24 protein-coding genes are annotated in these 26,603 nt (G+C 73.7%); 17 read left to right on the top strand and 7 right to left on the bottom strand.

Going from position 1 to position 26,603, the window contains the following annotated elements; genetic code table 11:
• Positions 1-13: 13 nt before the first annotated feature.
• Together ACIGZJ_RS35485 and ACIGZJ_RS35480 are read left to right on the top strand one after the other, a co-directional pair.
• Positions 14-1,003 (top strand): NAD-dependent epimerase/dehydratase family protein, encoded by a 990-nt coding sequence (locus tag ACIGZJ_RS35485; RefSeq protein ID WP_396461150.1) that lies wholly within the window; start codon positions 14-16, stop codon positions 1,001-1,003.
• A 122-nt stretch (positions 1,004-1,125) separates the two neighbouring features.
• Complete coding sequence (locus ACIGZJ_RS35480; RefSeq protein ID WP_396461149.1) at positions 1,126-1,977, top strand: SAM-dependent methyltransferase; 852 nt, start codon at positions 1,126-1,128, stop codon at positions 1,975-1,977.
• A 75-nt stretch (positions 1,978-2,052) separates the two neighbouring features.
• Here the strand turns inward: ACIGZJ_RS35480 and ACIGZJ_RS35475 are convergent, their stop codons facing one another.
• From ACIGZJ_RS35475 to ACIGZJ_RS35460, 4 genes are all read right to left on the bottom strand, one after another.
• The gene (locus ACIGZJ_RS35475; protein ID WP_396461148.1) at positions 2,053-3,192 is read right to left on the bottom strand and encodes an alpha/beta hydrolase family protein; all 1,140 of its coding nucleotides are present in this window, start codon (positions 3,190-3,192) and stop codon (positions 2,053-2,055) included.
• Positions 3,193-3,305: 113 nt separating this feature from the next.
• Positions 3,306-4,124, bottom strand: coding sequence for an alpha/beta hydrolase family protein (locus ACIGZJ_RS35470; protein ID WP_396461147.1), 819 nt, complete (start codon positions 4,122-4,124; stop codon positions 3,306-3,308).
• Complete coding sequence (gene kynU, locus ACIGZJ_RS35465; RefSeq protein ID WP_396461146.1) at positions 4,124-5,458, bottom strand: kynureninase; 1,335 nt, start codon at positions 5,456-5,458, stop codon at positions 4,124-4,126. The genes ACIGZJ_RS35470 and kynU overlap by 1 nt, the downstream gene beginning before the upstream one ends.
• A 156-nt stretch (positions 5,459-5,614) precedes the next feature.
• On the bottom strand, positions 5,615-6,226 hold the full coding sequence (locus ACIGZJ_RS35460; RefSeq protein WP_396461145.1) for a TIGR03086 family metal-binding protein: 612 nt from the start codon (positions 6,224-6,226) through the stop codon (positions 5,615-5,617).
• Between the two features lie 412 nt (positions 6,227-6,638).
• Here ACIGZJ_RS35460 and ACIGZJ_RS35455 point away from each other — a divergent pair, with 412 nt between their 5' ends.
• Entirely contained in the window at positions 6,639-7,547 is a 909-nt protein-coding gene (locus ACIGZJ_RS35455; protein ID WP_396461144.1) for a hypothetical protein, read from the top strand.
• A 53-nt stretch (positions 7,548-7,600) separates the two neighbouring features.
• Here ACIGZJ_RS35455 and ACIGZJ_RS35450 read toward each other — a convergent pair whose 3' ends face one another.
• Complete coding sequence (locus ACIGZJ_RS35450; protein ID WP_396461143.1) at positions 7,601-9,325, bottom strand: serine/threonine-protein kinase; 1,725 nt, start codon at positions 9,323-9,325, stop codon at positions 7,601-7,603.
• A 173-nt stretch (positions 9,326-9,498) separates the two neighbouring features.
• Here ACIGZJ_RS35450 and ACIGZJ_RS35445 point away from each other — a divergent pair, with 173 nt between their 5' ends.
• The 3 genes from ACIGZJ_RS35445 to ACIGZJ_RS35435 all read left to right on the top strand — a co-directional run bounded on the left by ACIGZJ_RS35445 (position 9,499) and on the right by ACIGZJ_RS35435 (position 12,956).
• Entirely contained in the window at positions 9,499-10,077 is a 579-nt protein-coding gene (locus tag ACIGZJ_RS35445) for a TetR/AcrR family transcriptional regulator (protein WP_392941638.1), read from the top strand.
• Positions 10,078-10,449: 372 nt separating this feature from the next.
• Complete coding sequence (locus ACIGZJ_RS35440; RefSeq protein ID WP_396461142.1) at positions 10,450-11,622, top strand: agmatine/peptidylarginine deiminase; 1,173 nt, start codon at positions 10,450-10,452, stop codon at positions 11,620-11,622.
• Between the two features lie 152 nt (positions 11,623-11,774).
• Entirely contained in the window at positions 11,775-12,956 is a 1,182-nt protein-coding gene (locus tag ACIGZJ_RS35435; protein ID WP_396461173.1) for an agmatine/peptidylarginine deiminase, read from the top strand.
• 191 nt (positions 12,957-13,147) lie between these two features.
• On the opposite strand, the gene ACIGZJ_RS35430 is transcribed toward ACIGZJ_RS35435, so the two are convergent.
• Positions 13,148-13,756 (bottom strand): TetR/AcrR family transcriptional regulator, encoded by a 609-nt coding sequence (locus tag ACIGZJ_RS35430; RefSeq protein WP_396461141.1) that lies wholly within the window; start codon positions 13,754-13,756, stop codon positions 13,148-13,150.
• Positions 13,757-14,020: 264 nt separating this feature from the next.
• Here ACIGZJ_RS35430 and ACIGZJ_RS35425 point away from each other — a divergent pair, with 264 nt between their 5' ends.
• The 9 genes from ACIGZJ_RS35425 (at position 14,021) to ACIGZJ_RS35385 (ending at position 22,791) form a co-directional block, all read left to right on the top strand.
• Entirely contained in the window at positions 14,021-14,560 is a 540-nt protein-coding gene (locus ACIGZJ_RS35425) for an agmatine deiminase family protein (RefSeq protein WP_396461140.1), read from the top strand.
• Complete coding sequence (locus ACIGZJ_RS35420; protein ID WP_396461139.1) at positions 14,448-14,834, top strand: agmatine deiminase family protein; 387 nt, start codon at positions 14,448-14,450, stop codon at positions 14,832-14,834. The genes ACIGZJ_RS35425 and ACIGZJ_RS35420 overlap by 113 nt, the downstream gene beginning before the upstream one ends.
• A 105-nt stretch (positions 14,835-14,939) precedes the next feature.
• The gene (locus tag ACIGZJ_RS35415) at positions 14,940-15,950 is read left to right on the top strand and encodes an agmatine/peptidylarginine deiminase (protein WP_396461138.1); all 1,011 of its coding nucleotides are present in this window, start codon (positions 14,940-14,942) and stop codon (positions 15,948-15,950) included.
• A gap of 182 nt (positions 15,951-16,132) precedes the next feature.
• On the top strand, positions 16,133-17,734 hold the full coding sequence (locus ACIGZJ_RS35410; RefSeq protein WP_396461137.1) for an ABC transporter substrate-binding protein: 1,602 nt from the start codon (positions 16,133-16,135) through the stop codon (positions 17,732-17,734).
• The gene (locus tag ACIGZJ_RS35405; protein WP_396461136.1) at positions 17,731-18,690 is read left to right on the top strand and encodes an ABC transporter permease; all 960 of its coding nucleotides are present in this window, start codon (positions 17,731-17,733) and stop codon (positions 18,688-18,690) included. Before ACIGZJ_RS35410 ends, ACIGZJ_RS35405 begins: the two co-directional genes overlap by 4 nt.
• Positions 18,687-19,541, top strand: a complete 855-nt coding sequence (locus ACIGZJ_RS35400; protein ID WP_396461135.1) for an ABC transporter permease — start codon at positions 18,687-18,689, stop codon at positions 19,539-19,541. The genes ACIGZJ_RS35405 and ACIGZJ_RS35400 overlap by 4 nt, the downstream gene beginning before the upstream one ends.
• A complete protein-coding gene (locus ACIGZJ_RS35395) occupies positions 19,538-20,542 on the top strand; it encodes an ABC transporter ATP-binding protein (protein WP_396461134.1) in 1,005 nt (334 codons plus the stop codon). The genes ACIGZJ_RS35400 and ACIGZJ_RS35395 overlap by 4 nt, the downstream gene beginning before the upstream one ends.
• Positions 20,543-20,585: 43 nt before the next feature.
• Positions 20,586-21,383, top strand: coding sequence for an ABC transporter ATP-binding protein (locus ACIGZJ_RS35390; protein ID WP_396461133.1), 798 nt, complete (start codon positions 20,586-20,588; stop codon positions 21,381-21,383).
• 166 nt (positions 21,384-21,549) lie between these two features.
• Positions 21,550-22,791 carry an agmatine deiminase family protein gene (locus ACIGZJ_RS35385; protein WP_396461132.1) on the top strand — a complete coding sequence of 414 codons (1,242 nt, stop codon included), beginning with the start codon at positions 21,550-21,552 and terminating at the stop codon, positions 22,789-22,791.
• A 32-nt stretch (positions 22,792-22,823) separates the two neighbouring features.
• Here ACIGZJ_RS35385 and ACIGZJ_RS35380 read toward each other — a convergent pair whose 3' ends face one another.
• Entirely contained in the window at positions 22,824-23,531 is a 708-nt protein-coding gene (locus tag ACIGZJ_RS35380; RefSeq protein WP_396461131.1) for a TetR/AcrR family transcriptional regulator, read from the bottom strand.
• Between the two features lie 180 nt (positions 23,532-23,711).
• On the opposite strand from ACIGZJ_RS35380, the gene ACIGZJ_RS35375 reads away from it, so the two are divergent.
• Both ACIGZJ_RS35375 and ACIGZJ_RS35370 read left to right on the top strand, forming a co-directional pair.
• Positions 23,712-24,941, top strand: a complete 1,230-nt coding sequence (locus ACIGZJ_RS35375; RefSeq protein WP_396461130.1) for an agmatine/peptidylarginine deiminase — start codon at positions 23,712-23,714, stop codon at positions 24,939-24,941.
• A gap of 164 nt (positions 24,942-25,105) precedes the next feature.
• Positions 25,106-26,500 (top strand): hypothetical protein, encoded by a 1,395-nt coding sequence (locus tag ACIGZJ_RS35370; RefSeq protein WP_396461129.1) that lies wholly within the window; start codon positions 25,106-25,108, stop codon positions 26,498-26,500.
• The last annotated feature ends 103 nt before the right edge of the window (positions 26,501-26,603 follow it).

Genomic DNA, 26,603 nt, shown 5'->3' with positions numbered 1-26,603 from the left:
CGGAAAGGGCGTCATGAAAGTTCTGGTGCTGGGCGGAACGCACTTCGTGGGACGCAGCATCGTCGATGCCGCACTGGAGCGCGGCGACGAGGTCACCACCCTCAACCGGGGCAGTCGCCCCGCCGCCGGGAGCGTCGAGTCGCTGATCGCCGACCGGACCGATCCGCAGGCTCTGGACCGCGTCCTGCGCGACCGGAAGTGGGACGCGGTGATCGACACCTGGACGGGCGCCCCCAAGGTCCTCGGCGACACCTGCGCCCTGCTGGCCGACCGGACCGGGCACTACGCGTACGTCTCCAGTTGGGTGGTGTACCGGCCGCCGGTGCCGATCGGGGCCGACGAGAGCGCCGCCACGATCGACGGCGATCCGGACGACGAGGCCGACGGCTTCTACCCGGTCGCCAAGCGAGGCTGCGAGCTCGCCGTCCAGCGCGGCTTCGGCGACCGCGCGTTGATCACCCGCCCAGGTCCGATGCTGGGCCCGTACGAGGACGTCGGCTCGCTGACCTGGTGGCTGCGCCGCATCCACCGCGGCGGGCGCGTCCTGGCGCCCGGCCGCGCGGACGACCCCTTCCAGTACGTCGACGTCCGTGACCACGCGCCCTGGCTGCTGGACGCCGCGGAGCGCGGCACCGGCGGTGTGTTCAACACGGTGACCGCCCGCGGCCGATTCACGATGGGCGCGCTCCTGGAGACGATGCGCGAGGTGACCGGCTCCGACGCGGAGCTGGTCTGGGTCGGTGACGACGAGCTCCTGGCCGCCGGCGTCCGCCCCTACGTCGACATCCCCCTGTGGCTTCCCGCCGCGATGCGCGGCGGTATCAACGACGTCGACGTCTCGGCGGCCCACGCCGCCGGGCTCGACACCAGCCGCCCGCTCCGGGACACCCTGGCCGACAGCTGGGCCTGGCTGGAGCGCGAGGGCGAGCCGCCGTGGCAGGGCGCCACCGCCCGCGGACTGGACCCGGCCGTCGAGCAGCGCGTCCTCGACCAGATCGGCTGAAGGCCGCCGCGCTCCCGCCGGGAGCGGACGACGGCGGGACCACCAACGACGAACGGGCCGGCCGCGGCACACCGGCGGCATCCGACCGGGCGGTGGCCGCGGCCGGCCCCGAAGGAGGGCACATGGCAAGCGGTGCAGGGGTGTCGGCGGGGCGGCTGACCCAGCGTGAGGCGGAGGACGGCTTCTACAACGACACGAGCGAGTTCCTCGCCGAACTGTCGGGCGGAAGCCTGCACATGGGCTACTGGGAGTCCCCGTCGGACGGCGCGACGATGGCCGAGGCGTCCCGCAGGCTCACCGGTCTGATGGCGGAGCGGATCAGGATCGGCCCAGGGGACCGGGTCCTCGACATCGGCTGCGGGACGGGTGCGCCGGCGATCCAGCTCGCGCGGTCGACGGGCGCCGCGGTCGTCGGCATCACCAACAGCCCGGTGCAGGCCCGGCTGGCCACCGAGAAGGCCGAGGAGGCCGGGGTCGCCGACCGGGTGGAGTTCCGGTGCGAGGACGCGGTCGCCCTCGGCTTCCCCGCGGAGTCCTTCGACGCGGTCTGGCTGGTCGAGTCGATCATGGCGATGCCGGACCGGCTCGCGGTGCTCCGGCAGGCGGCGGCCGTCCTCAAGCCCGGTGGGCGGCTGGCCCTCACCGACTTCCTGGAGCGGACCGCACCCGCCGCCGGCACCGCGGGGAGCGCCGCGCCGCAGTACGCCGTGCTGCTGGGCAAACTGATGCCGCTCCAGGACTATCCGCCGCTGCTCGACGAGGCCGGCCTGGTCCCCGTCGAGATCACCGATGTCAGCGACCGGACGGTCGCCCGGACCCTGGACTGCATGCGCCGGAAGCTGGAGGACGACCGCGAGTCGCTCACCCTGCGGTTCGGCGCCCAGGTCGTGGAGCAGTTCGACAGCATCGTCCTGCGCCTGCAGGCGGTCGGCTTCGGCTACGGCGTCGTGGTCGCCGAGCGGCCCGGACGGTAGGAAACGCGGGAGCCGGCCCGCTTGCACCCGAGGGGGGTGCAAGCGGGCCGGCTCCTTGCGTGGAGCCGCGGGCCGCTACGGCTGGACGAACCCGACCTCGGGGAAGGCCGCGGAGGGCCCGTCGAGCAGCGCGCTCGGGATGCCGCGCAGCTGCTGGTCGAGGAAGGCGCCCACGTAGGCGCGGGTGATCGCGGTCGCGCGCTCACCCGAGACGGTCCCGAACAGGGCGGGCTTGAGGACGGGCGGGATCACCTGGGTCAGGTCGAAGTGCTCGTACAGCCAGTGGGCGTCGCTGAAGGACATGTGGCCGGCGGTGGGGACGCTGAGCCAGCGCTTCCAGCCGGCGAGGACGCCCCAGCGGTCGGCCCAGTTGGCCGCCGGCGTACCCCCGGCGGTCGGCCACTGGGCGCCGACCAGGAGCACCGGCCGGCCCAGCGGCTGCGCGGGCGGCGGCGTGAGGAAGGTGCCCTCCAGGTTGACGGCGGCGGCGACGCGCGGGTCCTCGCCCGCGGTCTCGACGGCGCTCGTCCCGCCGACGGCGTGGCCGATGACGGCGATCCGGGAGCAGTCGACCTGGAGCCCGGAGCGGGGGGAGGTCAGCTGGTCGAGGAGGAAGCGGATGTCCTTCACCCGGCTGCGGACGACATCGGGACCACCCTGGCCGGTGCAGTTCAGACAGGGCTCCAGCCGGCCGCCCGGGAACTCGACGACCGCCTCGTAGGTGTGGTCCAGTGCGGCCACCAGGTAGCCCTTGGAGGCGAGGTCCTCGGCCAGCGCCGTCAGCGAGACGCGGCTCATGCCGAAGCCGGGGGAGAGCACCGCCAGCGGCCGCCGCCCGGGCAGCGGGACGGCGTTGACGGTGGCGTGGGTGCGCACGGTGCCGAGCGCGTCCGTGCCGAAGGCCGCCGCGGACAGCTGCGGGGACATGAACGGGGCCTCGCGGCCCGAGGGGAACAGGGCCGGGTACCAGAGGGTGGCCATCAGCTCCCGGAAGCCGGTGTCCGGCTTCCACGGATCGGGGCGGGAGGTGTCCTTCAGGTACAGCGTCCTGGTGCCGACCAGGTGGCCTCCCGTCGGCGCGGGCAGCTCGGGGCCGGTGGGGGCGGTCCGCGGGACGGGCCGGGCGGGCGCGGCGGCCGCGAACGGCGCGCCCACCAGCAGCAGCCCGAGCAGCGCGACCAACGGGGCGAAAAGGCGTACGAATCGTTGGGACATGAGTCCATGCTACGGAGAAATGGGCGATCGCCCACCCTGATTATTCGTCAAAGCCTGTGACGGGCGGGGCGATCCCCCGAGCGCGGGGGCCTCGGGACACGGCCGGACACGGCCTAGCGCCGCGGCGATGCCGGACCGCGGGCGGGCAGCAGCCGGGAGAGCTCCCGGGCGATGCGCGCCCAGGCCGCGCTGGCGGGGTCGATGACGTCGAAGTGATCGGCGCCGGGCAGACCGAGGAAGGCCGCCGCCGGGCCGGCCGCCGCGGCGTACCGCCGGCTCAGCTCGTACGGCACGTGCGGGTCGGCGGTGCCGTGCACCACCAACTGCGGTACGCCGAGCGGCGCCAGGGCCATGGGATCGGCCAGCCGGTACACCTCCGGCCGGTCGGCCGGGCCGCCGCCCAGCAGCTGCTCCACCGCGCCGTCGCTCAGGCGCAGCCGTGCGGCCAGGGCCAGGTCGCAGACACCGGCCAGCGACACCGCCACGGCCGGTGGCGTCCCGCCCCGCCGATGGGCCGCCCACAGCGCCAGCTGCGCTCCGGCCGAGTGCCCGACCAGTCCGACCCGGGCGGGATCGACCGCCCCGCCGCCGAGGCCGGGGACGGCGTCCAGCGCGGCGGCCACGTCGTGGAAGGTGCCGGGCCAGCCGCCGCCCGGCATGTCCATCCGCCGGTACTCGACGTTCCACACCGCGTACCCCCGGGCCTGGAGGTCGGCGGCGAGCAGGTGCATGAGGTCCAGCCGGTAGCGCTCGCGCCAGTAGCCGCCGTGCAGGAGCACGACCGCCGCCCCGTCGCCGCCCGGCCAGTACTCGCCGAACTGCTCCGGCGAAGGCCCGTAGCGGACGATCCGGTAGGCCTCCGGCGGGCTCGCGGTCAGCCTCTCCAGCTCCGGCGGGTAGTCCTTCAGCCGCCTGTCGTCCGTCGCGGTCATCAGGTCGGCCCGTCCGCGGTCTCCGGGAACTCCAGGTGCCGGCCGGCCGCCACCGCGTCGCGCAGCCGCGACAGTCCGGTGTGGAGGTCGACGTAGCGGGTGTACAGGGGCGGGAAGCCCAGTCGAAGGCGTTGCGGCGTACGGAAGTCGGGGATCACCCCGACGGACTTCGCGGCCTGGCACACCTGCCAGGCGGCGGGGTGGTGCAGGGCGAGGTGCGCTCCGCGCCGCTCCAGCGAGGCCGGCGACGCCACCCGGAAGCCGAGCGGGACGAGCCACGCGTCGGCCAACTGCTGCGCGTAGGCGGTCAGACCCCGGGCCTTGGCCGCGATGGCCCCGATGCCGGCGGCGGCGGTCAGCCGGATCCCCTCCTGCGCCGCGTAGGCCGCGAGCACCGGGGGAGTGCCGACCAGGAAGCGCTCGATCGCCGGCGCGGGTCGGTAGACCGGGCCCATGGCGAACTGGTCGGACTGCCCGAACCAGCCCCAGATCGGTTGCCGCAGCCGGTCCTGCAACTCCCGCCGCACGTACAGGAAGGCGGGTGAACCCGGGCCGCCGTTGAGGTACTTGTAGGTGCATCCGACGGCCAGGTCCACGCCCGCCGAGGACAGTTCGACCGGCACCGCCCCGGCCGAGTGGCAGAGGTCCCACAGCACCAGTGCGCCGTGCCGGTGCGCCGCCGCCGTCACCTCGGCCAGGTCGGTCACCGTGCCGGACCGGTACGCGACGTGCGAGAGGCAGACCAGGGCCACCCGCTCGTCCAGCGCCGCCGCCACGTCGGACGTCCGCAGGCCCTCGTCGGGGTCGACCGGGATCTGATGGACCGTCATGCCGCGTGCGGCCGCGATGCCGTCCAGGATGTAGCGGTCGGTGGGGAAGTTGTCGTCGTCGGTGACGATCACGTCGCGGCCGGGCCGGGCGTCCAGGGCGGCGACGGCCAGCTTGTAGAGGTTGACGCCGGTCGAGTCGGACAGCACCACCTCGCCCGGCTCGGCGCCGACGATCCCGGCCACCAGGTCGCCGATCTCCCGGCTGAGCGGCAGCCACCGCCGCCAGCCGTCGATCAGGTCCCCGCCCCATGCGTCGACGGCCTCGTGCAGCCGGTCCCTGGTCGTGCGGGGCAGCCGGCCCAGCGAGTTGCCGTCCAGGTAGACCACGGCCGGGTCGGCGATGACGAACTCGTCGCGGAAGCCCGCGAGCGGGTCGGCCGCGTCCGCGCGCCGGGCCTGTTCCAGGAACGGGTCCTTCGCGGGACCGCCGGGCGGGCCGCCCGGCGGAGCGGTGGATCCCGCCTGCCGAGTGCCAGATTTGACCACCCCTGCAAAACCAGTCACCCGAGCACCATAATGGGCACTTGCCCACTCGTCAACGGCCGGGCCGGCGCCGCGCTGCGGGTCGCGAACGAGCCACCCCGGACGGCGCGTTGGCGATTCGGCCCCGCGCGACGGCCCCGCGCGTGGTGCCCGCGCGCGGGGCGCGGTCCGGCCCGGTCAGATCCGCTCGGCGGACCAGTGCGGATCGCGGCCGGTGAGGGCCAGCAGGAGGTCCTGGGCGTCGGCGCCCGGCGCCGCGGCCAGCGGCGGGTCGAACAGGCCGGTGCCGGCCAGGTCGCGGTAGCCCCGGAACTCGGCGAGCGCGTACCGGACGGAGCTCTGCGGCATCCGGCCCGTCTCGCCCAGCGCCCGGGCGAGGTCCCAGCCGTGCACGACGGTCTCGGCCGTCAACTCGCGGGCGTACCCGCCGAGATCGCGCACCCCGTAGGGCACGTGCACCAGGACGTCGAGGGCGCCAGGCTGGTTGAGCGCGCGGACGGCGCTGTCGACGGCCATCTCCCAGACGCCCACGGGGTTGCGGCCCAGTACGTCACCCTGGAACCGGTGGCCGATTCCCTCCGGGGTGTAGCCGGCGGCCGCCTGGCAGACCCACAGATGCTGGGCGGCAAGGTGGTTCACCAGCGCGCGAACGTCCCAGTCGCGGCAGGGGGTGGACGCCGCCCACCCGTCCTCGGGAGCGGCTCGTAACAGCCGGTCCACCTCCGCTCCGGCGGCGGCGTAGCACCGGCGGACCTCGGTGTGGAACTCGGATGGGTGGGGACATTCCATGGTCGGACCTCCCTCTCCCGCCCTTCTCTCCCAGTAAACCGCTACCGGCTGTGACAATCCAGGGTTCGCCGACCGCTTTCGACAACGAGCCCGAATGGGAGGCGGGCTGGTGACACCACGTGTTCGACCGTGGCGGAGTGGGGAAGTCCGCTGTGTTGCAGGCACCTTGGCGTCCCGGATTCGTCACGGTCCGTGCCCGGCATCGCCGAGGGGCTCTCCGCCGTCGCCGCCGGAGCGGATCGTGCGGTGACAGGGCGTTCGTGGCGGCAAGGGGACCATCGGGGGCAGGACCAGCTGGCCGGGTCCACTTTTGGTTATCCCGGCCTCCCGTTCCGGTCTCCCTGCCGTGGGCCGGGTGCCGGCCGGCCCCCACCGCACCCGGCCGGGTGCCCTCACAAGGTGAAGACCGCCGATGTTCGCTTCCCGTCGTTCGACCTCCCGTACCTGGGCGCTGGCCTCCTGCGTTCCCGTCCTGCTCCTCCTCGGGCTCTTCGCAGGCGGTGCGTCCTCGGCCGACGGATGGCCGGGTACCGCGGGGGAGCCCGGCGGAACGGCGCTGCCCGGGTCGGCCACCGTGGGCGCCCTGGGGCTGCCGGACCTGCCCCTCACCTCGCTGGGCCTCGCCGCCGAACGGGACGGCTACCGCCTGGACGGCGCCGACGCGGAGCTGCCCGCCGGCCGGGCGGTGGGCTACTCGTTCACCATCACCGGCCCGGACGGCCGGCCGGTGACCGACTTCGCCGTCCACCAGGCGAAGCAGCTGCACTTCTACGCGATCCGCGCCGATCTCACCGGCTTCCGGCACCTGCACCCGACGATGGCCGCCGACGGCACCTGGACCGCCGACCTGGCGGCGCTCGCCCCGGGGCACTGGCGGCTGTACACCTCCTTCGTGCCGAACAGCGGCGCCCGCAAGGGCGGCGAGATCGTGGTCAGCCGGGAGGTGACGGTGCCGGGCGAGGCCGCGGCCGTGCCACTGCCCGCCCCGGCCGGCACCACCACGGTGGACGGCTACACCGTCGTGCTGCGGAGCGAGCCGAAGGCCGGCGCCCTCCGGCTCACCGCCACCATCGGCAGGGACGGCCGACCGGTCACCGACCTCCAGCCGTACCTGGACAGCTACGCCCACCTCACCGCCTTCCACGAGGGCGACCAGGCGCTGGCCCACCTGCACCCGATGGACCAGGTCGGCGGCGCCGGCGGCGGGCCGGCCCTGGAGTTCTACGCCCTGCTCGGCCGACCCGGGAACTGGCGGCTCTTCCTGCAGTTCCAGACCGCCGGGCGGCTGCACACCGCGGAACTCACGCTGCACGTCGCCTGAGACGGCGGACGGCGGACGGCAGACAGCAGACAGCTGACGGCGGTCCGGGGTGCTCAGGCCGAGCGGCGGTAGTAGGTGACGGCGACCCTGACCGGGCCGTCGTCCGGGCCGGTGGCGAGTGCGCGGACGACGGCGAGGTCGCGGCCGCCCCGGGCGCGGACGCAGAAGCTCCGGTCGGGGCCCAGGGCGGTGAAGGACAGGGCGGACGCGGGCCGGGTCTCGACGCCCTTGATGCAGTCCGGGAGGGTGAGGCCGCCGGCCGGCGAGACGTAGGCGTCACTGTCCTCCGGGATGTAGAACTCGCCCGCGTGGCGGCCCAGGTACCAGGCGGAGGCGTCCTGGGGTGCCACCTTCCCGGCCTTGAGGTCGAACTCGTAGGAGTGGTCGGGCGAGGCGAGTTCGAGGTCCGTGTAGACCGCGGTGTAGCCGGGGGCCGGGGCGGCGGGCGTGGCCGGGGCGGTGGTGGACGCGGAGGGTGACGGGGTGGCGGTGGCACCGGCGGACGGGCTGAGGCTGCCGGCCGCGGCGACGTTCTGGTCGTCGAGGTCGTCGAGGTAGTCCGGATCGAGCAGTAGGAACGCCCCGGCGGCGCCGACGAGGAGCGCGGCGGTCGTCAGCAGGGCGGTACGGGCGCCGCGCCGCGCGGTGGCGGCCCGGCGCCCACCGGGGGCGGCCCGCTCAGGCCTGCCCTCCGACGGGCCGGTGTTCGACCGGTCGGCGGTCGACGGCTGGGCCGGGGCGAGCGCGGCCGGGGCGAGCACCGTCGGGGTGAGCAGGGGCGCGACGAGCGCGGTCGGCGCGTCGGCCGCGGCCCGGCCGTGGTCCAGGGCGGTGGCGGGCGGCGGAGGCGTGGTCGGCAGGTCGGTGTGGCGGCGGATCTCGGTGCTGACCCGCTGCGGCAGCCAGTCCTCGGAGAAGCGCAGCTCGCCGCCGGTGGCCGGGTGGCTGCGGGCGGCCTCGATCAGCCGGGCGGTGTCCGGCCGGTGCTCGGGCTCCTTGGCCAGGCACCGCCGGACCAGCTCGTGCAGTCCGGGCGGCAGACCGGTGAGGTCGGGCTCCTCGTGCACCGCCCGGTAGAGCGAGGCCGGTTCGGGCCCGTCGCCGAACGGCGGGGTGCCGGAGCCGACGTGGGCGATCAGGACGCCCAGCGCGAAGACGTCGGTGGCCGGGGTGGCGGGCAGCCCGAGGACCTGCTCGGGGGCCATGAAGCCCGGCGAGCCGATGCGCAGACCGGTACCGGTGAGCGGGCTGGCGTCGGCGGCGCGGGCGATGCCGAAGTCGATGACCCGGGGGCCGTCGGCGGCGATCAGCACGTTGCCGGGCTTGAGGTCGCGGTGGACGACGCCGGCGGCGTGGATCGCCTGCAGGGCCTCCGCGATGCCGGCCAGGAGCAGCAGGACGGTCCGCTCGGGCAGCGGGCCGTAGCGGTGGACGACCTGCTGCAGGGAGGGGCCGGGGACGAAGGCGGTGGCCAGCCAGGGGGTGGCGGCGTCGGTGCCCGCATCGACCACCTGGGCGGTGTAGAGGCCGTGGATGCGCCGGGCGCTGGCGACCTCCTGGGTGAAGCGGTGCTGGAACTCCGGGTCCTCGGCGAGCTCGGGCCGGACGACCTTGAGCGCGACCGGGCGGCCCCCCGGGGTGTGGGCGAGGTAGACGCGGCCCATGCCGCCCGCGCCCAGCCGGGCCCGGAGGCGGTAGCCGCCGACCTCGCGGGGGTCGTCCGGGGACAGCGCCTGGAACGCCGTGGGCGACGGGGCGCCGAAGGGCTCTGCGGTCATGCTGGCTCCCAGCGGGTCGAGCGGGCGTGGTGAACGGTGGGGCGGGCGGGCACGGCGGGCGGACACGGTGGCCGGTGTTCCGAATCGGACCGGAGCATACCCCGGACTGTAATTTTAGTCAGGATCGGGTGCATGCTCCCCGGCGGCCGATCCTGCGGGTAGGGTGATCGCTTGTGGCTGACCGTCGAACCCTGATCATGGAAGCGGCCGCGCGGGTGATCGCCCGGCGCGGTGTCCGCGGGCTGCGCGTGGAGGAGCTCGCGACCGAGGCGGGCGTGTCCACCGCGCTGATCTACTACCACTTCAAGGACCGCACCGGGATCCTCCGGGCGACCCTGGAGTTCATCAACGACCGGGCCGAGCGGTACACGACCGAGCGGGCCGAGGAGGCGCCGCCCCTGGACGCCAGGGGCGAGCTGGAGCAGACCCTGCTGCTGGAGTTCCAGGACACCCCGCAGGTGCGGGAGAACAGCACGGCCTGGGGGGAACTGCGGGCGAGCGCGGTGTTCGACCCCGACCTCCGGGAGGACCTGGCCCGCGCCACGCTGGTCTGGGTCCAGGAGGTCGCCGAACTGCTCGGCAGGGTCCGGCCGATGAGCGGGGCGGCGGCGCTGGCCGCCTCCGCCGAGCGGCTGACCGCGCTGCTGGAGGGTTTGAGCGTGCGGTGGCTGAGCGGCAGTGTGCCGCTGGCCCACGCGCGCGAGCTGATGGCCGGCGCGATCGACAGCGAGCTGGAGCACCTGCGCGGATAGCGCGCGCGGCACGGACGGCGGCGGGCCCCGGGGTTTCCCGGGGCCCGCCTCCTTGTGTGTGCCTGTGGGGCGCCCGCCACACCCCTGTCGGCCGCCTTGACTGAATTTTCAGTCAGTGCGAGAGTGTGAGCACGGCAGCGCACGACGCCTCGGCGACACCGGGTTCCGCCCGTCGCCCTGCCGACGCCGACCGGGCCGCGGGTGACGCGCCGCCCGCTCCGCGGACAGCGCCCCTCCCCGGACGACCGCCCCCGTGAGGGCGCCCCGCCCCCGTGAGGGCACCCCGCCCCGTGAGGGCGCCCGTCCCCGCGGGGCCGGCGTCCGCCCCGCGCCCGGCACCGCCCGGTGGGCATACTTGACTTGGAGATCCGCATGAGTGACCCGTACCGCGACGACCGCTCCCTGTTCGACCGGCTCCTCGGCGCCGAGCCGTCCCGACGGTCGGTGCTCGGTGCCGCCGCAGGACTGGGGGCGGCGGGGATCGTCGCAGGTGCGGCGCCCGCCTCCGCCCGCTCCGGGAGCCAGGCCGACGGCGCGCTCCCGCGCTGGTGGGTCGACCGCGACGACGTGCCGCACGCCCGGACCTGGATGTCCTGGCCCTCCCGGAAGTCCGTCTGGGGCCGCCGGCTGGCGGGTGTCCAGCAGGACATCGCGCTGATCGCCCGGACGATCGCCCGCTACGAGCCGGTGGTCATGCTCGCCCCGGACGACTACAGCGTCCGGGAGGCCCGCCCGCTCTGCGGGCCCGCCGTCGAGGTGATCGGCTCGATCGGCACCGACGACCTCTGGATGCGCGACATCGCCCCCGTGTTCCGCCGCGACGGCCGGGGCGGCCTCGACGCCGTCGGGCTCAACTTCAACGGCTGGGGCAACAAGCAGACCCACCGGTGGGACGCCGAGGTCGCGCGGCACGTCGCCGACCGCTCCGGGCTGCGGTTCAGCCGGGCGGACTTCGTCGGGGAGGGCGGCTCGGTCGAGACGGACGGCGACGGCACCGTGATGGCCACCGAGAGCAGCCTGGTCAACAAGAACCGCAACCGGGGCATGAGCCGCGACGAGATCGAGGCGGAGGTGCTGCACGTCTACGGCGCGGACCGGATGATCTGGGTCCCCGGCATCAAGGGCAAGGACATCACGGACGACCACATCGACGTCACCTCCCGGTTCGTCCGGCCGGGCGTGGTGATGGTGCAGCTGCCGCCCGAGGACCGCGACGACGTCTGGGCCCGTGACGCCCGCCAGCAGTTCGACATCCTGTCCCGGGCCACCGACGCCCGGGGGCGCCGGCTCCAGGTGATCCGGGTGGACGGCCCCGACACCGTCCGGTCGACGGACCCGAAGTTCGTCGACTCCTACCTCAACTTCCACGTGGTCAACGGCGCCGTGATCGCGACCCGGTTCGGCGACCGGGCGAAGGACGAGGCCGCCCGGCGCACCCTCGCGGCGGCCTTCCCCGGCCGGGAGGTGGTCCAGCTCGACGTCGACCGGCTGATGGCCGGTGGCGGCGGCATCCACTGCTCCACGATGCAGGAACCGCTGCCGTAGGCGCCCGAGGTCCGCGCAGTCCCCGGGCCGCAGCCCGTAGCGCAGGCCGAACCGGGGCCGCGCCCCGCACCAATCCACCCACCTCCCTCCCTCCCACCGGAGTGCCCGTGTCAGACCGCACCCCCACCCGTCCCTCCCCGTCCCGCCGGACGATGCTGCGCGCCGCGGCCGGCGCCGGTCTGCTGGCCCTGGGGGCCGGCGCCTGCGCCGGGCCCGGCGAGGAGGAGGGCGCGGCCCCGCCCGACACCTCCTCCCGGCCGCCGGAGCCGGGGGCGACGGGTGCGCCCGGCGGGGCGCCCGCCCCGGGGGCGACGCCCGGGCGCAGGTTCGGCGCCGAGTGGGAGAGCCACACCCGGACCTTCATGTCCTGGCCGGCCTCCACCGGGATCTGGGCGGACCAGCTGCCCGACGTCCGCGCGGACATCGCCCGGCTGGCGCGGGCCGTCGGGGGCTACGAGCCGGTGGTGATGTTCGCCCGCCCCGCCCAGGTGGACGCGGCGCAGAACGCGTGCGGCAAGGACGTCGAGGTCGTCCCGCTGCCCGTCGACGACCTGTGGGCCCGGGACACCGTCCCGGTCTTCGTGGAGGACGGCAGCACGCTCAAGGGCGTCGACTTCAACTTCAGCGGCTGGGGCAACAAGCAGAAGGAGCACGCCAACGACACCGCGCTGGCCGCCGCGGCCCTCGGCAAGTACGGGATCGAGCGGATCCGCACGCCCGTGGTCGCGGAGGGAGGCTCCTTCGAGACCGACGGCCAGGGGACGCTGCTGGTCACCGAGAGCTCGGTGGTCAACGAGCGCCGCAACCCGGGAAGGAGCCGGGACGAGATCGAGGCCGAGCTCAGGAAGGCCCTCGGCGTGACCAAGGTGATCTGGTTCGCCGGCGTGCGCGACCAGGACATCACCGACGCGCACGTGGACTGCCTGGTGCGGTTCGCGGCCCCCGGGGTCGTCCTGCTGGACCAGCCGTTCCCGGGTGCGCCCGCCGACGTCTGGTCCCGCTCCGCCGCCCAGGCGCGCGAGGTGCTCAGGAGCGCCACCGACGCGCACGGCAAGCCGCTGCAGGTGATCGATCTGCCGCAGCCCGACCCGGACCGGATCACCGGGCGCGGCGACGCGTTCGTCTCCTCGTACATCAACTTCTACGTCGCCAACAAGGCGCTGTTCCTGCCGCGTTTCGGGGACGCCAAGGCCGACGACCGGGCCCAGCAGATCCTGCGCGACCACTTCCCCGGCCGGGACATCGTGCCGGTGAAGATCGACAACATCGCCTCCGGCGGCGGCGGGATCCACTGCTCCACCCACGACCAGCCCGGAAAGCCGGACGCGGGCTGACGCCGGCCCCACGGGACGGCGAACCGCACGCCGACGACCGCCTCCGAGCCCTCCAGGGCCCGGAGGCATTCCCGCGGCCGGACGGTGGCGCGGAGCCGCCGTCACCGGACAGCGGAAAGCCGGGCGGGGCGGCCTTTCACAGTGGGGGAGGGGCTCGGCCGAGCATGGGCAGTCTCGCATTGGCTGAAATATCAGTCAATGCCGTCGACGGTCGCAGGGCAGGGCTCCGGTCGGAGGCCGTCGAGCTCCGCGTCCATCGCCTCCGCGAGCAGCCGACGGGCGTGCTCCAGCGGGAGCGATCCGCTGAGCCAGCGGATGGACAGCCCCTCCAGCAGTGTCGTGAGGCGCTCGGCGGACGCGGCGTGGGCCGGGGCGGTCCCGGCGGGGTGGGCGCGGCCGAGCAGTTCGGCGATCTCGTGGACCCAGGTGTGGGTGGCCTTGGCCAGGTCCGTGCGCAGGTTCGCGTCGAAGACCGCACTGGCTCTCAACTCGCCCCAGGCGGTGCTGTTCTCCCGGACCTCCGCGGTGTCCTGCAGCTCCAGCAGCAGGACCTGTGCCAGCTCGGCCCGGGCGTCGTCCGCGGTGTCGGGGCTCCACTGCGCGGTGTAGCGGTCGGCCCGCTCGCTGATGAACCCGAGGGTCTCGCGCAGGATCCCGGCCCGGTCGGCGAAGTGGTAGTAGATCAGCGAGGTCGACACGCCGGCCTCGGCCGCCAGTTCGGCCACGCGCAGCCCCCGCACGCCGCGCCGGGTGATGACGCGTGTGGCGGCTCTGAGTATCTCTGTTCGACGGTCTGACACGGGTGTTCACTCTACTCGCACATGAGGCGTCGAGGAGTGGTTTCCTGATCATATTTTCAGGACCTCCTCGCGCGGGGCTGATTCAGGACATCCCTGCTCATCGGGGTTTTGGGCATCCCAGGGTCGTCCTGCCGGGCCATATCAGGGCTGCGGAAGCCCAGGGTCGGGCCGGTGAGGATTGGGTCGCCCCACATCTTGACTGAATTTTCAGTTCAGAGCAGGATGTGGGTCACCCCACATCTCCCGATCCCTCCAGGGAGTCCCATGAACACGCCCGTTCCCACCCGGCGCAGCCTGCTCAAGTTCGGGGCCTCGGCCCTTCCGTTGGCCGCCCTCGGCGCGGCCCTTCCGGCGATCACCCTCCCCACGGGTGCGCACGCCGCCACGGCGTCGTCCGGCGCCACCCTGACCCTGCCGGCGGAGACCGACCGGCACGCGCGGACCTTCATGGCCTGGCCGGCCCTCCGGTCGGTCTGGCAGGACCAGCTCCCGGCGGTGCGCCGGGACATCGCCAACCTCGCCCACGAGATCTCGCGGTACGAGCCGGTGGTCCTGCTGGCCCGCCCCGAGCAGGCCGCCGACGCCCGCTACACCTGCGGGTTTGGCGCCTACCACCCGATCGAGGTCGAGGAGGTCGCCAACGACGACCTGTGGATCCGCGACTTCGGGCCCACCTTCGTCGTCGCCCCGGGTGCGGTGGCCGGCGTCGACACCAACTTCAACGGCTGGGGTAAGGCGGGCACGTCCTACCAGCAGCCGTTCGGCAACGACGCCACCGCCGCCGCCAAGCTGCTGGACCGCTAAGGCGTCGACCGGATCCAGGCCTCCTTCGTCGGCGAGGGCGGTTCGCTGGAGCAAGGACTTCCTGTCCAGCTACACCAACTACTACACCGTCAACGGCGCCGTCATCGCACCGCAGTTCGGCGACCGCTACGCGGACGGCGTCGCCTACGCGATCCTCCAGGCCGAGTACCCGGACCGCAGGATCGTCCAGCTCGACATCGACGCCGTCGCGAGCGGTGGCGGCGGCATCCACTGCGCCACGCAGTCCCAGCCGGCCGTACCCCCCGCGGGCTGAGCCCGCTCCCGGCCTCCCGGCGGGACGGTCCGGCGGGCCCGTCCCGCGTTGTGCTGACGCGTACCGACTGTACTGACCGAATTTTCGAACAGGAGAAGTGGCATCATGACTTTCCGTATGCCGGCCGAGTGGACCGAGCACGAGGGCTGCCTGATGGCCTGGCCGACCAGGGCCGAGCTGTGGGGCGAGGAGCTCGACGGGGCGCGGCAGGAGTACGCCCAGGTCGCCCGGGCGATCTCCGAGTTCGAGCCGGTGACGATGGTCGCCTGTCCCGGGCAGGGCGAGGAGGCCCGCGTGCTGTGCGGGGACGGCGTCGAGGTGGTGGAACTGCCCATCGACGACTCGTGGTTCCGCGACTCCGGCCCGATCTTCGTGCTCGGCCCGGAGGGCGAGCGCGCCGGAGTGGACTTCCGCTTCAACGCCTGGGGGCGCAAGCACCACCCGTACGACACCGACGACAGGATCGCCGCGCTGCTGCTGGAGCGGCTGGACGTCGAGCGCATCGACTCCCGGATGATCCTGGAGGGCGGCGCGATCACCGTCGACGGCGAGGGCACGCTGATCACCACCGAGCAGTGCCTGCTCCACCCCAACCGCAACCCGGGGATGAGCAAGGAGGAGATCGAGGCCGAGCTGGTGGCCCGACTCGGCGTCAGCACGGTCGTCTGGCTGCCCTACGGCGGCCTGCTGGACACCGAGACCGACGGCCACGTCGACGGCGTCTGCGCGTTCGTGGCCCCCGGAAAGGTGGTGGTCCAGCTCCCGAGCGACCCGAACCACCCGGACTACGACCGGATGCGCGCCAACCGCGCCGTGCTGGAGTCCGCGGTCGACGCCCGGGGCCGGAAGCTGGAGATCATTGACCTGCCGCAGAGCGCCTTCGTCCAGGTCGACGGCAAGGAGACCGAGGTCGGCTACCTCAACTTCTACATCGCCAACGGCGGCGTCGTCGTCCCGACGGCCGGCATCCCCGAGGACGAGGGGGCGCTCGCGGTGATCGCGGCCGCGCTGCCCGGACGCAAGGTCGTGGGCGTGCGCTCCCGGGTGATCGCCTACGGCGGCGGCGGAGTCCACTGCATCACCCAGCAGGTGCCGGCGGCCCGCCCCACCGCCTGACCCGCAGGTCGAGCACCTCCTGGCCGCACCGGCGGGCCCACCCCACGCACGGGCCCGCCGGTCCGGTCCCACTCGCCACCCCCGTCACGCACGGAAGAGAGCCCACCCTCATGACAGACCCGCGGAACAGGTCGAGAGCCCGCAGATCCCCGCACCGGCGACCCGCTCTCCAGGCCGCGGCCTTGGCCGCCGCCACCTTCGCCACCTTCACGCTCGCGACCGCCTGCTCCGGACCGCCGAAGGACGGCGGCGGTGGCGGGACGGCCTACCGGCTCTCCGCCGACACCCCGCCCGCCAAGGGCGGCCTGGAGTCCTTCACCTGGGCCGTCTACGCCGAACCGCCCACCCTGGACTACATCTCGGCGTTCGACTACCCGCAGAACACCATCCTCTCCAACGTCTGCGAGAGCCTGATGCGGTGGACCCCGCAGCTCACGCTCGCGCCCGGGCTCGCGGAGAAGGCCTCCAACCCCGACCCGACCACCTGGGTCTACGACCTGCGCCCGAACGTGCACTTCCACGACGGCGGCGTCATGACCGCCGACGACGTGGTGTACAGCCTCGGCCGGCAGATGAACCCCGACAACGCGGCCGCCTGGGCCCAGCAGTTCCAGAACGTCGCCGGCATCACCAAGACCGGCCCGCTCCAGGTCACCGTCAAACTCACCCAGCCCGACTCGCAGTTCAACCAGTACCTCGCCACCGCGGCCGGCGTGGTCGCCTCGAAGGCCGGGGTGGAGGCGGCGGGCAAGGACTACGGCACCGGCGGCAGCCTCGACTGCACCGGACCGTTCAGACTCGGCACCTGGACCAAGGGCCAGTCGATCGAACTCCAGCGCTTCGACGACTACTGGGGCGCCAAGGCCAAGTCGGCCAAGGCCGTCTTCCGCTTCCTCACCGACCCCTCGGCCCGCGTCAACGCCCTGCTCAGCGGCGAGGCCGACGGCGGCTACCTGATCCCCACCGAGAGCTACGAGCGGCTGAGGACCGGCGGCGCGGGCACCCTCTACTTCGGCGAGGGCCTCAGCACCGTCAACGTCAACGTCACCAACATGGAGGGCGTGCTCGGCGACGTCCGGGTCCGAAAGGCGCTCTCCCTCGCCCTCGACCGCTCCGGCTTCGTCCGGACCGGCCTCGGCGGCGCCGGCACCGTCACCGGCTCGCTGACCACCCGCGCCGCCTGGGCCGCCGCCCCCGAGCACATCCGCACCGAGGCGTTCGAGGGGCTCACCCCCACCAGCCCCGACCTCGACCGGGCCAAGGCCCTGATCAAGGAGGCCGGCGCCACCGGGAAGAGCATCACCGTCGCCACCAGCCCGATCGGCCAGGACGTCTCCCTGCTGGCGACCGCCGTCCAGGCCGCGGGCGCGAAGATCGGCCTCGACGTCCAGCTGAAGACCATCGCCCCCAACGCCTTCACCTCGCTGTTCACCGACCCGAAGGCACGCGAGGGCATCGACCTGTTCCCCGAGACGTACTACGACTCCATCACCGACCCGCTGGACCTGCTGGCCAACTTCCGGACCGGCGCCTACCAGAACTTCGCCTCGTACAGCGACCCGGCCTACGACGACCTGGTCAAGAAGGCCGCCGCCGCCACCGACCCCGCCGAGCGGTTCACCCTCGAGGCCCAGCTCCAGAAGACCGCCTCCGAGCAGCTGCTCTGGATCCCCGTCGCCGAGTGGCCCACCGCGGTCTTCCTCAACAAGCGGATCACCGGCGCCCCGACCACCATCTCCTACCTCTACTACCCGTGGGCGGCCGATGTGGGGGCGGCCCGGTGAGTTTCCTGAGATTCGCCGCCCGACGGCTGGCCGAGATGGCCGCCACCCTGGTCGGCGCCTCGTTCGTGATCTTCGGTGCGATGTACCTCGCCCCCGGCAGCCCGGCGGGCTTCCTGCTCGCCGGCCGCTCGGCCTCCCCGGAGGCACTCAAGGCGGTCAACGCCCAGTACCACCTGGACGACCCGTTCCTCCTGCAGTACCTGCGCTGGGCCGGCCAGATCGCGCACGGCGACTTCGGCCGCTCGATCACCTACCGCACCGACGTCTCCCGGCTCCTCGCCGACCGGCTGCCCGCCACCCTGCTGCTGGTCGTGATGGCGCTCGTCCTCGTCCTCGCGCTCGGCCTGCTGCTCGGCTGGATCGGCGCCGTCCGCGGAGGACGCACCGACTCCGGCATCCTCGTCACCACCGCCGTCGCCGTGGGCACCCCCTCCTTCGTCGCCGCCGTCCTGCTGCAGGGCCTGTTCGCGGTGAACCTGGGCTGGTTCCCCACCGGCGGCACCGGCGACGGCCTCGGCCAGATGCTCTGGCACCTCACCCTCCCCGCCGTCGCCCTGGCCCTCTACCTGATCGGCATGCTCGCCCGGGTCACCCGCGCCGCGATGCTCGACGTCCTCGGCCACGAGCACGTCACCGTCGCCCGCAGCCGGGGCGTCACCGAGCACCAGGTGATCCGCCGGCACGTCTTCCGCAACGCCCTGGGCACCGTCCTGACCACCGGCGGGCTCGTCATCTCCACCCTGCTGGTCTGCACCGTCCTGGTGGAGACCGCGTTCAGCGTCGGCGGCATCGGACAGCTCCTCGAACTGTCCACCACCACCAAGGACTTCCCTACCGTGCAGGCGATCTCCCTGATCATGGTCGGGCTGTTCATGGCGGTGAACCTGGTCGTCGACCTGCTCCACCCACTGGTCGACCCCAGGGTCACCCTCGGAGCGAGGAAAGCCGCCGGATGACCGCCACCCTGCTGCGCCGCCCCGGCCTCGGCCGGCTCCGCACCGTCCGCGCACCGCTCCACCCGCTCTGCCTCGGCTTCGTCGCCCTGGTCGTCCTGGCCGCCGTCCTCGCCCCGTGGATCGTGCCCGCGGACCCGAACGCCGTCGACCTGGGCAACGCGCTCGCCGGGCCCTGCGCCGACCACCTGCTCGGCGTCGACGCCTCCGGGCGCGACACCCTCTCCCGGCTGGTCACCGGCGCCCGGACGTCGCTGCTCGGGCCGCTCGGCGTGGTCGCGTTCTCCACCCTGGCCGGCGTCGCGGTCGGCGTCACCGCCGCCTGGCGGGGCGGCTGGCTGGACTCCGTCCTCTCCCGCAGCACCGAACTGGTCTTCGCCTTCCCCGGCATGCTGCTGGCGATCCTGATCGTCTCCGTCTACGGCGAGGGACTGCTCGCCCCGGTGATCGCCCTCGCGATCGCCTACCTGCCCTACGTCAGCCGCCTCACCCGCTCGCTCGTCCTCGCCGAACGCGCCCGCCCCTACGTCGAGGCCTACCAGGTCCAGGGCCACTCCGGCCTGCAGATCTGCCTGCGCCACGTCATCCCCGGCATCGCGCCGGTGGTCCTGGCGCAGTCCACCATCAACTTCGGCTACGCCCTGATCGACCTGGCCGGCCTCTCCTTCCTCGGGCTCGGCGTCCCCGCGCTCACCCCCGACTGGGGCCGGATGGTCTTCGACGGCCAGGCCGCCGTCCAGCACGGCTACCCGCTGTCGGCGGTCCTGCCCTGCGCCGCGATCGTGCTGACCGTCGTCGCCTTCAACGTCGTCGGCGAACGCCGGGCCGACCAGGTCGCCAGGAGGGACCGATGACCACCCTCGACATCCAGGCCTACCGCCTGCGCCTGCCGAACACCGCCCGGCCCGTCCTCGCCGGCGTCGACCTCACCGTCGACGCCCGCGAGACGGTCGCCCTCGTCGGGGAGTCCGGCTCCGGGAAGAGCCTCACCTCCCGCAGCGTCCTCGGCCTGCTCCCCACCGGAGCCGCCACCGAGGGCACCGTGCGGGTCAACGGCGACGACGTCCTCACCATGTCGCCCGAGCAGCTGCGCCGCCTGCGCACCGGCACCGCCGCGATGATCTTCCAGGACCCCCGGGCCGCCATCAACCCGCTGCGCCGCATCGGGGACTTCCTCACCGAGGGGGTGCGGTTCAACGGCGGCCTCCCCGCCGGGGCCGCGGCCGACCGGGCCGCGGAGATGCTGGACGCGGTCGGGCTGCCCCCGTCCGTCCTGGACCGCTACCCGGGGCAGGTGTCCGGCGGCATGCTCCAACGGGTCATGATCGCGGCCGCCCTGATGGGCGATCCCGCGCTGATCCTCGCCGACGAGCCCACCACCGCCCTGGACGTCACCTCGCAGGCCGAGGTGGTCGCGCTGCTGGGCGACCTCCAGGAACGCTTCGGCACCGGCCTGCTCTTCGTCACCCACGACCTGGGCCTCGCCGCCGCCATCAGCGACCGCGTCTACGTGATGTACGCCGGCCGGATCGTCGAGACCGGTCCCGCCGAGGCCCTGTTCGAACGGCCGCGCCACCCGTACACGGCCGCGCTGCTCGCCTCGACGCCGCGTCTGGACGCCCCCCGGGGCAGGCTCGCCGCCATCGAGGGCCGGCCGCCGAGCCTGCGCGACGAGCTGACGGGCTGCCCGTTCGCGCCGCGCTGTCCGCTCGCGACCTTCCTGTGCACCCAACAGGTGCCCGCGCTGCTGCCGGTCCAGGGCGAGCCCGCCCGGCGCGCCGCCTGCCACCACGGCGACGACGCCGGCCTCGGCGACCAAGGCAGTGCCACGGGGGAGGGGAGCGCCGATGCGTAGCCCGGACCTGGGGGCCACGGCCCGTACGAAGGGAGTGCCGCCGATGCGCAGGACCGTGCTGGAGGCGGTCGGTCTGCACCGCGCCTACGGAGGCGTGCAGGCCGTCGACAACGTCTCCTTCACCCTGGCCGAGGGCCGCTCGCTGGGCATCGTCGGCGAGTCCGGCTCGGGCAAGACCACCACCGCCCGGATCGTCGTCGGACTGGAACGCGCGGACTCCGGCCGGGTCCTGGTGCACCGGCGGGGCCGCACCGAGCACCGTCGCGGCCGGGCCCACCGGCTCGCGCGGGCCCGCGAGGTCCAGATGGTCTTCCAGGACCCGTACCTGTCCCTGGACCCGCGCACCACCGTCGGTGCGGTGCTGCGCGAGACCCTCCGACTGCACTTCCCCGAGGCTGACCACCCCCGGCGGATCGCCGAACTCCTGGAGCAGGTCGGGCTCGGCGAGCGGGAGGCCGGCGCCCTGCCCCGGCAGCTGTCCGGCGGCCAGCGCCAACGCGTCGCGATCGCCCGGGCGCTGGCGGTCGAACCGTCGGTCCTGGTCCTCGACGAGGCGGTGGCGGCCCTCGACGTCTCGGTCCAGGCGCAGATCCTCAACCTGCTCGCCGACATCCGCGAGGAGACCGGCATCGGCTACCTGTTCATCACCCACGACCTCGGCGTGGTCCGGTCCGTCACCGACGACGTCATCGTGATGCGGCACGGGCGGATCGTGGAGTCCGGCCCGACCGCCGAGGTCCTCGCCCGCCCGCGCCACCCCTACACCCGGCTGCTGCTCGACTCCGTGCCCAGGCCGGGCTGGGACCCGCGGTCCATCGCGGCCGCGCGGCGCGCGCTGTAGGCCCTTTCCGGTCGAGGCGCCCCCGTACCCGGGTCCGGACCGTCGACGCCCCCACGGCGGCGGTCCGGACCCGCTTCGATTCCCCCGATCGGCGGCGCCCGGTGTCACCGACCCGTCCCTCGGCGGCCTCTACTGTCGGATATCGCCCGTTCAGGGGTGAATCCGCATGAACGAGGGGACTGTCGTGAAAGACCTCTTCCCGTCCCGCCGGGCGGTGCTGCGCTCGGGGGCGGCCGCCGCCGCGCTCGCGCTGCTGGAGGGCTGCGGCTCCGACGCCGCCCCCGCCGACGGGACCGAACCGACCCCGGCGAGCACGGGCACGGGCACAGGCGCAGCCGCGAGCCCGGCGGCCGGGACCGCCACGGCGGCCCCGGCCGCGTACGCGATGCCGGCCGAATGGCGCCCCCACACCAGGACGTTCATGGCCTGGCCGGCCCTCGAATCGGTGTGGGGCGACCAACTGCCCGCCGTACGCGCGGACATCGCGCACGTGGCGCAGGCCGTCGCCGGGTTCGAGCCGGTGGTGCTGATGGCCCGCCCGGAGCAGGCCGCCGAGGCCCGGCAGCTGTGCGGCGCGGACGTGGAGGTCATCGACCTCCCGGTGGACGACCTGTGGGCCCGCGACACCGGCCCGACCTTCGTGACCGGCCCGGGCGGACTCGCCGGGGTCGACCTCAACTTCAACGGCTGGGGGAACAAGCAGACCCACACCGAGGACGGCCAGGTCGCCCGCAGACTCCTCGACCGGTACGGCATCCGGCGCATCCAGGCGCCGATCACCGGGGAGGGCGGCGGGATCGAGGTCGACGGCGAGGGCACCCTGATGGCCACCGAGAGCTCCTGGGTCAACGAGAACCGCAACCCGGGCATGAGCCGCGACCAGATCGAGGCCGCCTTCAAGGAGCTGTTCGGCGTCCGGAAGGTCCTCTGGTTCACTGGCGTGGCCGGGCAGGACATCACCGACTGTCACATCGACGCGCTGGCCAGGTTCGCCGAGCCCGGGGTGGTCCTCATCCACCGGCCCGGACCGGACACCCCGCCGGACATCTGGTCCCGCGCCTCCGACCAGGCGCTGGAGGTGCTCCGCGGGGCCACCGACGCCGCGGGCCGCCCGCTGCGGGTCGTGGACCTCGTCGAGCCCGACCTCAGCGCCGTCCCGGATCCGGGTAAGGACTTCCTGGCCACCTACCTCAACTACTACGTGGTCAACGGGGCCGTCATCATGCCCCGCTTCGGGGACAAGGCCTCCGACGACCGGGCGGCGGGCATCCTGGCCGAACTCCACCCGGGGCGCGAGGTCGTACCCGTGGACATCAACGCCATCGCCGCGGGCGGCGGCGGCATCCACTGCTCCACCCAGCAGCAGCCCGAGGTCGCCGGTGCCTCCGCCGCCCCGTCCACCCCGTGAGCGGGGCCACGCCGGCGGGGCCACGTAGGTGGTCAGGCCCGGGCCGCCCCGGCCGCTCCGGCCGCGAGCCCGAGGACGAGCGCCCGCATCACCGGTGCGGAGTCGACCTGCGCGCCGAGCGACTGGATCGCGGCGAGCCCGTCCGTCCCGGCCGCCGCGGCCTCGCCCAGCGGTCGGGGGTCGAACCCGCCACCGTGCTCGTCCGCCAGGACCTGGAACAGCGCGACGAAGCACTCCCGCCACCGCCGGTACTCCGCCTCCAGGCTCTCCCGCACCCGCTCGTCGCCGACGGCGAACCAGTGCAGGGCGGAGTGCAGCCGCGACAGGTCGCCGGCCTCCGGCTGCGCCAGCATCGCGACGACCCGTTCGGCCCGTTCGGCGAAGGTCCCAGGCCCGGCGACCGCCTCCTCCAGGGGGGTGATCCACTCCGGCCGGATGTTCTCCACCACCGCGACGATCAGGTCGGTGCGGTTCTGGAAGTGGTAGTGGCACATCCCGTGGGTCACCCCGCCCAGGGCCGCCACGTTGCGGGTGGTGAAGGGCACCGAGCCGTCCCCGGCGAGCAGTTCGCGCGCGGCGGCCAGCAGCCGCGCCCGCGTCTGCTCGCCCTTCGCCGAGGCGCGCGGGCGCCTGGCGCCCGCAGCGGCTCCGCTGCCGGATCCGCCGCCGGTTCCGGTGTCGGCTGAGGGCCCCTGGGCCGCCGGGTCGATGGGGCGAGGGTCCTCAGCGCGCGTAGCCATCCGGAAACTCTAGCGAGCCCGCGCCGGTGCCGAGGCGGCGGTGACGGCGCGGCAGCGATCACGGCCGGATCGAACGGGTTCTGCGGTTCTGCGCAATGTATTGACCGAGCGCTTGGTCAGTTTTACCGTCATGGCCATCACGTGGAAGGACCACGGATGGACAGAACGGGAGACCGAGAGATGAACGGCCACAACGAACCGCACGTCTCGTCCGGCAGAACGCCGGGCGCGCTGGGCCGGAGGAACTTCCTGGTCGCGGCCGGGCTGGTCACGGCGGGCACCGCCTGGGCGGCGAGCGGCGCCACCGCCGCGGCGTCCGCGGCCGGACGCGGCGCCGTCCCGGCCGGGGCCGCGGCCGCCGGCACCTTCGCCGTCCCGATCGACACGGTGGCCCACACCCGGACCTGGATGGCCTGGCCGGACGACCCCGCCATCTGGACCGGTCGCCGCGGCGGACGCCGAGGCGGGACGACGCCCTCGGTGGCGCAGATCCAGGCCAACATCGCGCTGGTCGCCAACACCATCGCCAAGTACGAGCCCGTATACCTGTGCGCCAACCCGGCCGCCGCCGCGGCCGCCAGACAGGCCTGCCCGGGCGCCAACGTCACGGTGGTCACCTCGATACCCGTCAACGACTGCTGGATGCGCGACTCCGGCCCGGTCTTCCGCACCAACGGGCTGGGCGGGCTGGACGCGATCGGCCTCAACTTCAACGGCTGGGGCGGAAACCAGGTCTTCACCAACGACGGCAAGGTGGCCGGCCGGGTCGCCGCCCTCGCGGGCGTGCCGTTCACGGCGGCCGGCCTGGTCGGCGAGGGCGGCGCCATCGAGACCGACGGCGCGGGCACCCTGATGGCCACCCGGAGCAGCATCCTCGTCTCCGACCGCAACCCGGGCATGACGCAGACGCAGGCCGAGAACGCGATGAAGGCCGCGTACGGCGCCACCAGGGTCATCTGGTTCGCCGGCGTCGCGGGCCAGGACATCACCGGCGACCACGTGGACGCGACCTCGCGCTTCCTGGCCCCCGGCAAGGGACTGGTCCAGCAGCCGAACGCCACGGACGACCCGTCGGACGTCTGGACCAAGGACGAGATCAACCAGTACAACGTGCTGTCCGCGGCGACCGACGCCCGCGGCGTCCGGATCCAGGCCACCAAGCTCGGCGGCCCGGACTACTACCGGATCCGGCAGAGCGACCCCGCGTTCGTCGGCTCCTACGCCAACTACTACGTCTGCAACGGCGCGGTGATCGTCGCCCAGTTCGGGGACTCCCGGGCGGACGCCGCGGCGAAGGCGAAGCTCCAGTCGCTCTTCCCCGGCCGCGTCGTCGAGCAGTTGAACATCGACTACATCGGCCTCGGCGGCGGCGGGATCCACTGCGTCACCCAGCCGCAGCCGGTCCCCTAGCGGTCCCGGTCCGACCCCGGCCCGGCGCGGGTGCGTGCCGGTCCGGGGAGCGGGGGTCCGGGTCTCTTGTGCCGGCAGGCGACATGACAGATGATCATGCCGTTCGGCCGTGATCACGTCATCGACCACGGCTCAGATGCGGTGCTCCACAACGGGGGTTGGCCATGTCCACGGATTCCACACAGGGTGCGCGGCCCACGCCGTCCGCGCAGACGGGCGGTCCCGGCGGCGACGGCGACGGGACGCGCCGACCGGGCCGGCGGACCCTGCTCGCCGGGCTGACCGGAGCGGGCGCCCTGGCCGGCGGCCTCGCGCTGGGCGGCCGCAGCGCCGTCGCCGCGCCGGTGGCGGCTGCGGCCGCCGGCGGGTACGTGGTCGACGTCGTCGCCAAGGGCGCCGACCCGACCGGGGTGACGCCGAGCGACACCGCGTTCCGGGACGCCGTGGCCGAGGTGCTCGGGGGCGCCCCCGAGACCGGGGTCACCCCGAAGAAGGTGCTGGTGATCCCGCCGGGCACCTACCTGCTCACCCAGCCCGACAGCCTGCTGCCGGGCACCCAGAACACCGACACCCACACGCAGAGCGTCATCGACGGCATCTCGATCAGCGGGTTCGGCAAGCGGGTCTCGCGGATCGTGTACGCCCCGACGGTTCGCGACACCGTGTTCTGGCGGAACATGGACCGCTACAAGAACATCCGGATCAGCGGCCTGACCTTCGAGAGCCGGGACGCCACCGCCACGTTCAACTACTCCTACTCCTCCAGGGCGTTCGGCGTGCAGGACACCTGGTACACCGACGTCGACTGGCGCGGCACCTGGAAGGCCGGCATCGTCCTCGACGGCCCGACGGCCACCTCCAACCTGAACAGCGAGATGGGCTGGGACCACTGCCAGATCAGTGGCTCCTACGCCGACGCGTTCCTGGTGATGGGCGGCAAGCCCGCCGAGAAGCAGCAGGACCAGTTCCTCAACTACTGGTTCCGCGAGTGCAAGGTGGAGTTCCAGTCGGGGATCTTCGTGCGCAACGAGCGCGGCGGCTCGATGAACTTCATCGGCGGGTCGTACATCCTCACCGACCCCGAGTCGACCGGCACCTTCTTCAAGCTGGGCGCCAACCCGCAGCGCAACGACTCGCTGATGCGCCTGTACGCACAGGGCATCCGCTTCGAGGTGCGCGGCGCGGGCCACAAGGTGATCGACTCCGCCTGGTACAAGGGGACCGTCACCTTCGTGTCCTGCGACGACACGGCCAACGCGTACCAGTCCTGGGCCTCCGGCGACACCGCCGTCCCGCACGTGTACCGCTTCGACGCCGTCAACCCCTCGCGCGGGCCGATGATCCGCTACCAGGACTGCGCCCTGCTCGGCGCGCACCAGGTGACGGCGGCCACCGCCACGACGGCGGGCAAGCTGCTGTACGACGGCTGCCGGTTCGCCAACGCGTCCGGCGGCACGGGCGCCACCGGCTTCCTGCGGTGGACGGGCACCGCGCCCTGGTACGAGTTCCGCGACTGCCTGGTGAAGAGCGACCGTCTCCCGGACGCCCGGGTTTCCTAGGACCGGCTGTCCCGGATATGCCGCGACGCCGCTGCTCCCTGCCCGGTGTTCGGGTGGGTGCAGCGGCGTTGTCGTGTGGCGTGTGGTGGTGCCGGGGTGTTAC

Origin of the sequence: Kitasatospora sp. NPDC052868 (genome assembly GCF_044547105.1) — a bacterium.
In the GTDB taxonomy this organism is placed as follows: domain Bacteria; phylum Actinomycetota; class Actinomycetes; order Streptomycetales; family Streptomycetaceae; genus Kitasatospora.
Note: the sequence above shows the minus strand (reverse complement) of the source record. Positions and strands in the feature narration are given on the sequence as shown.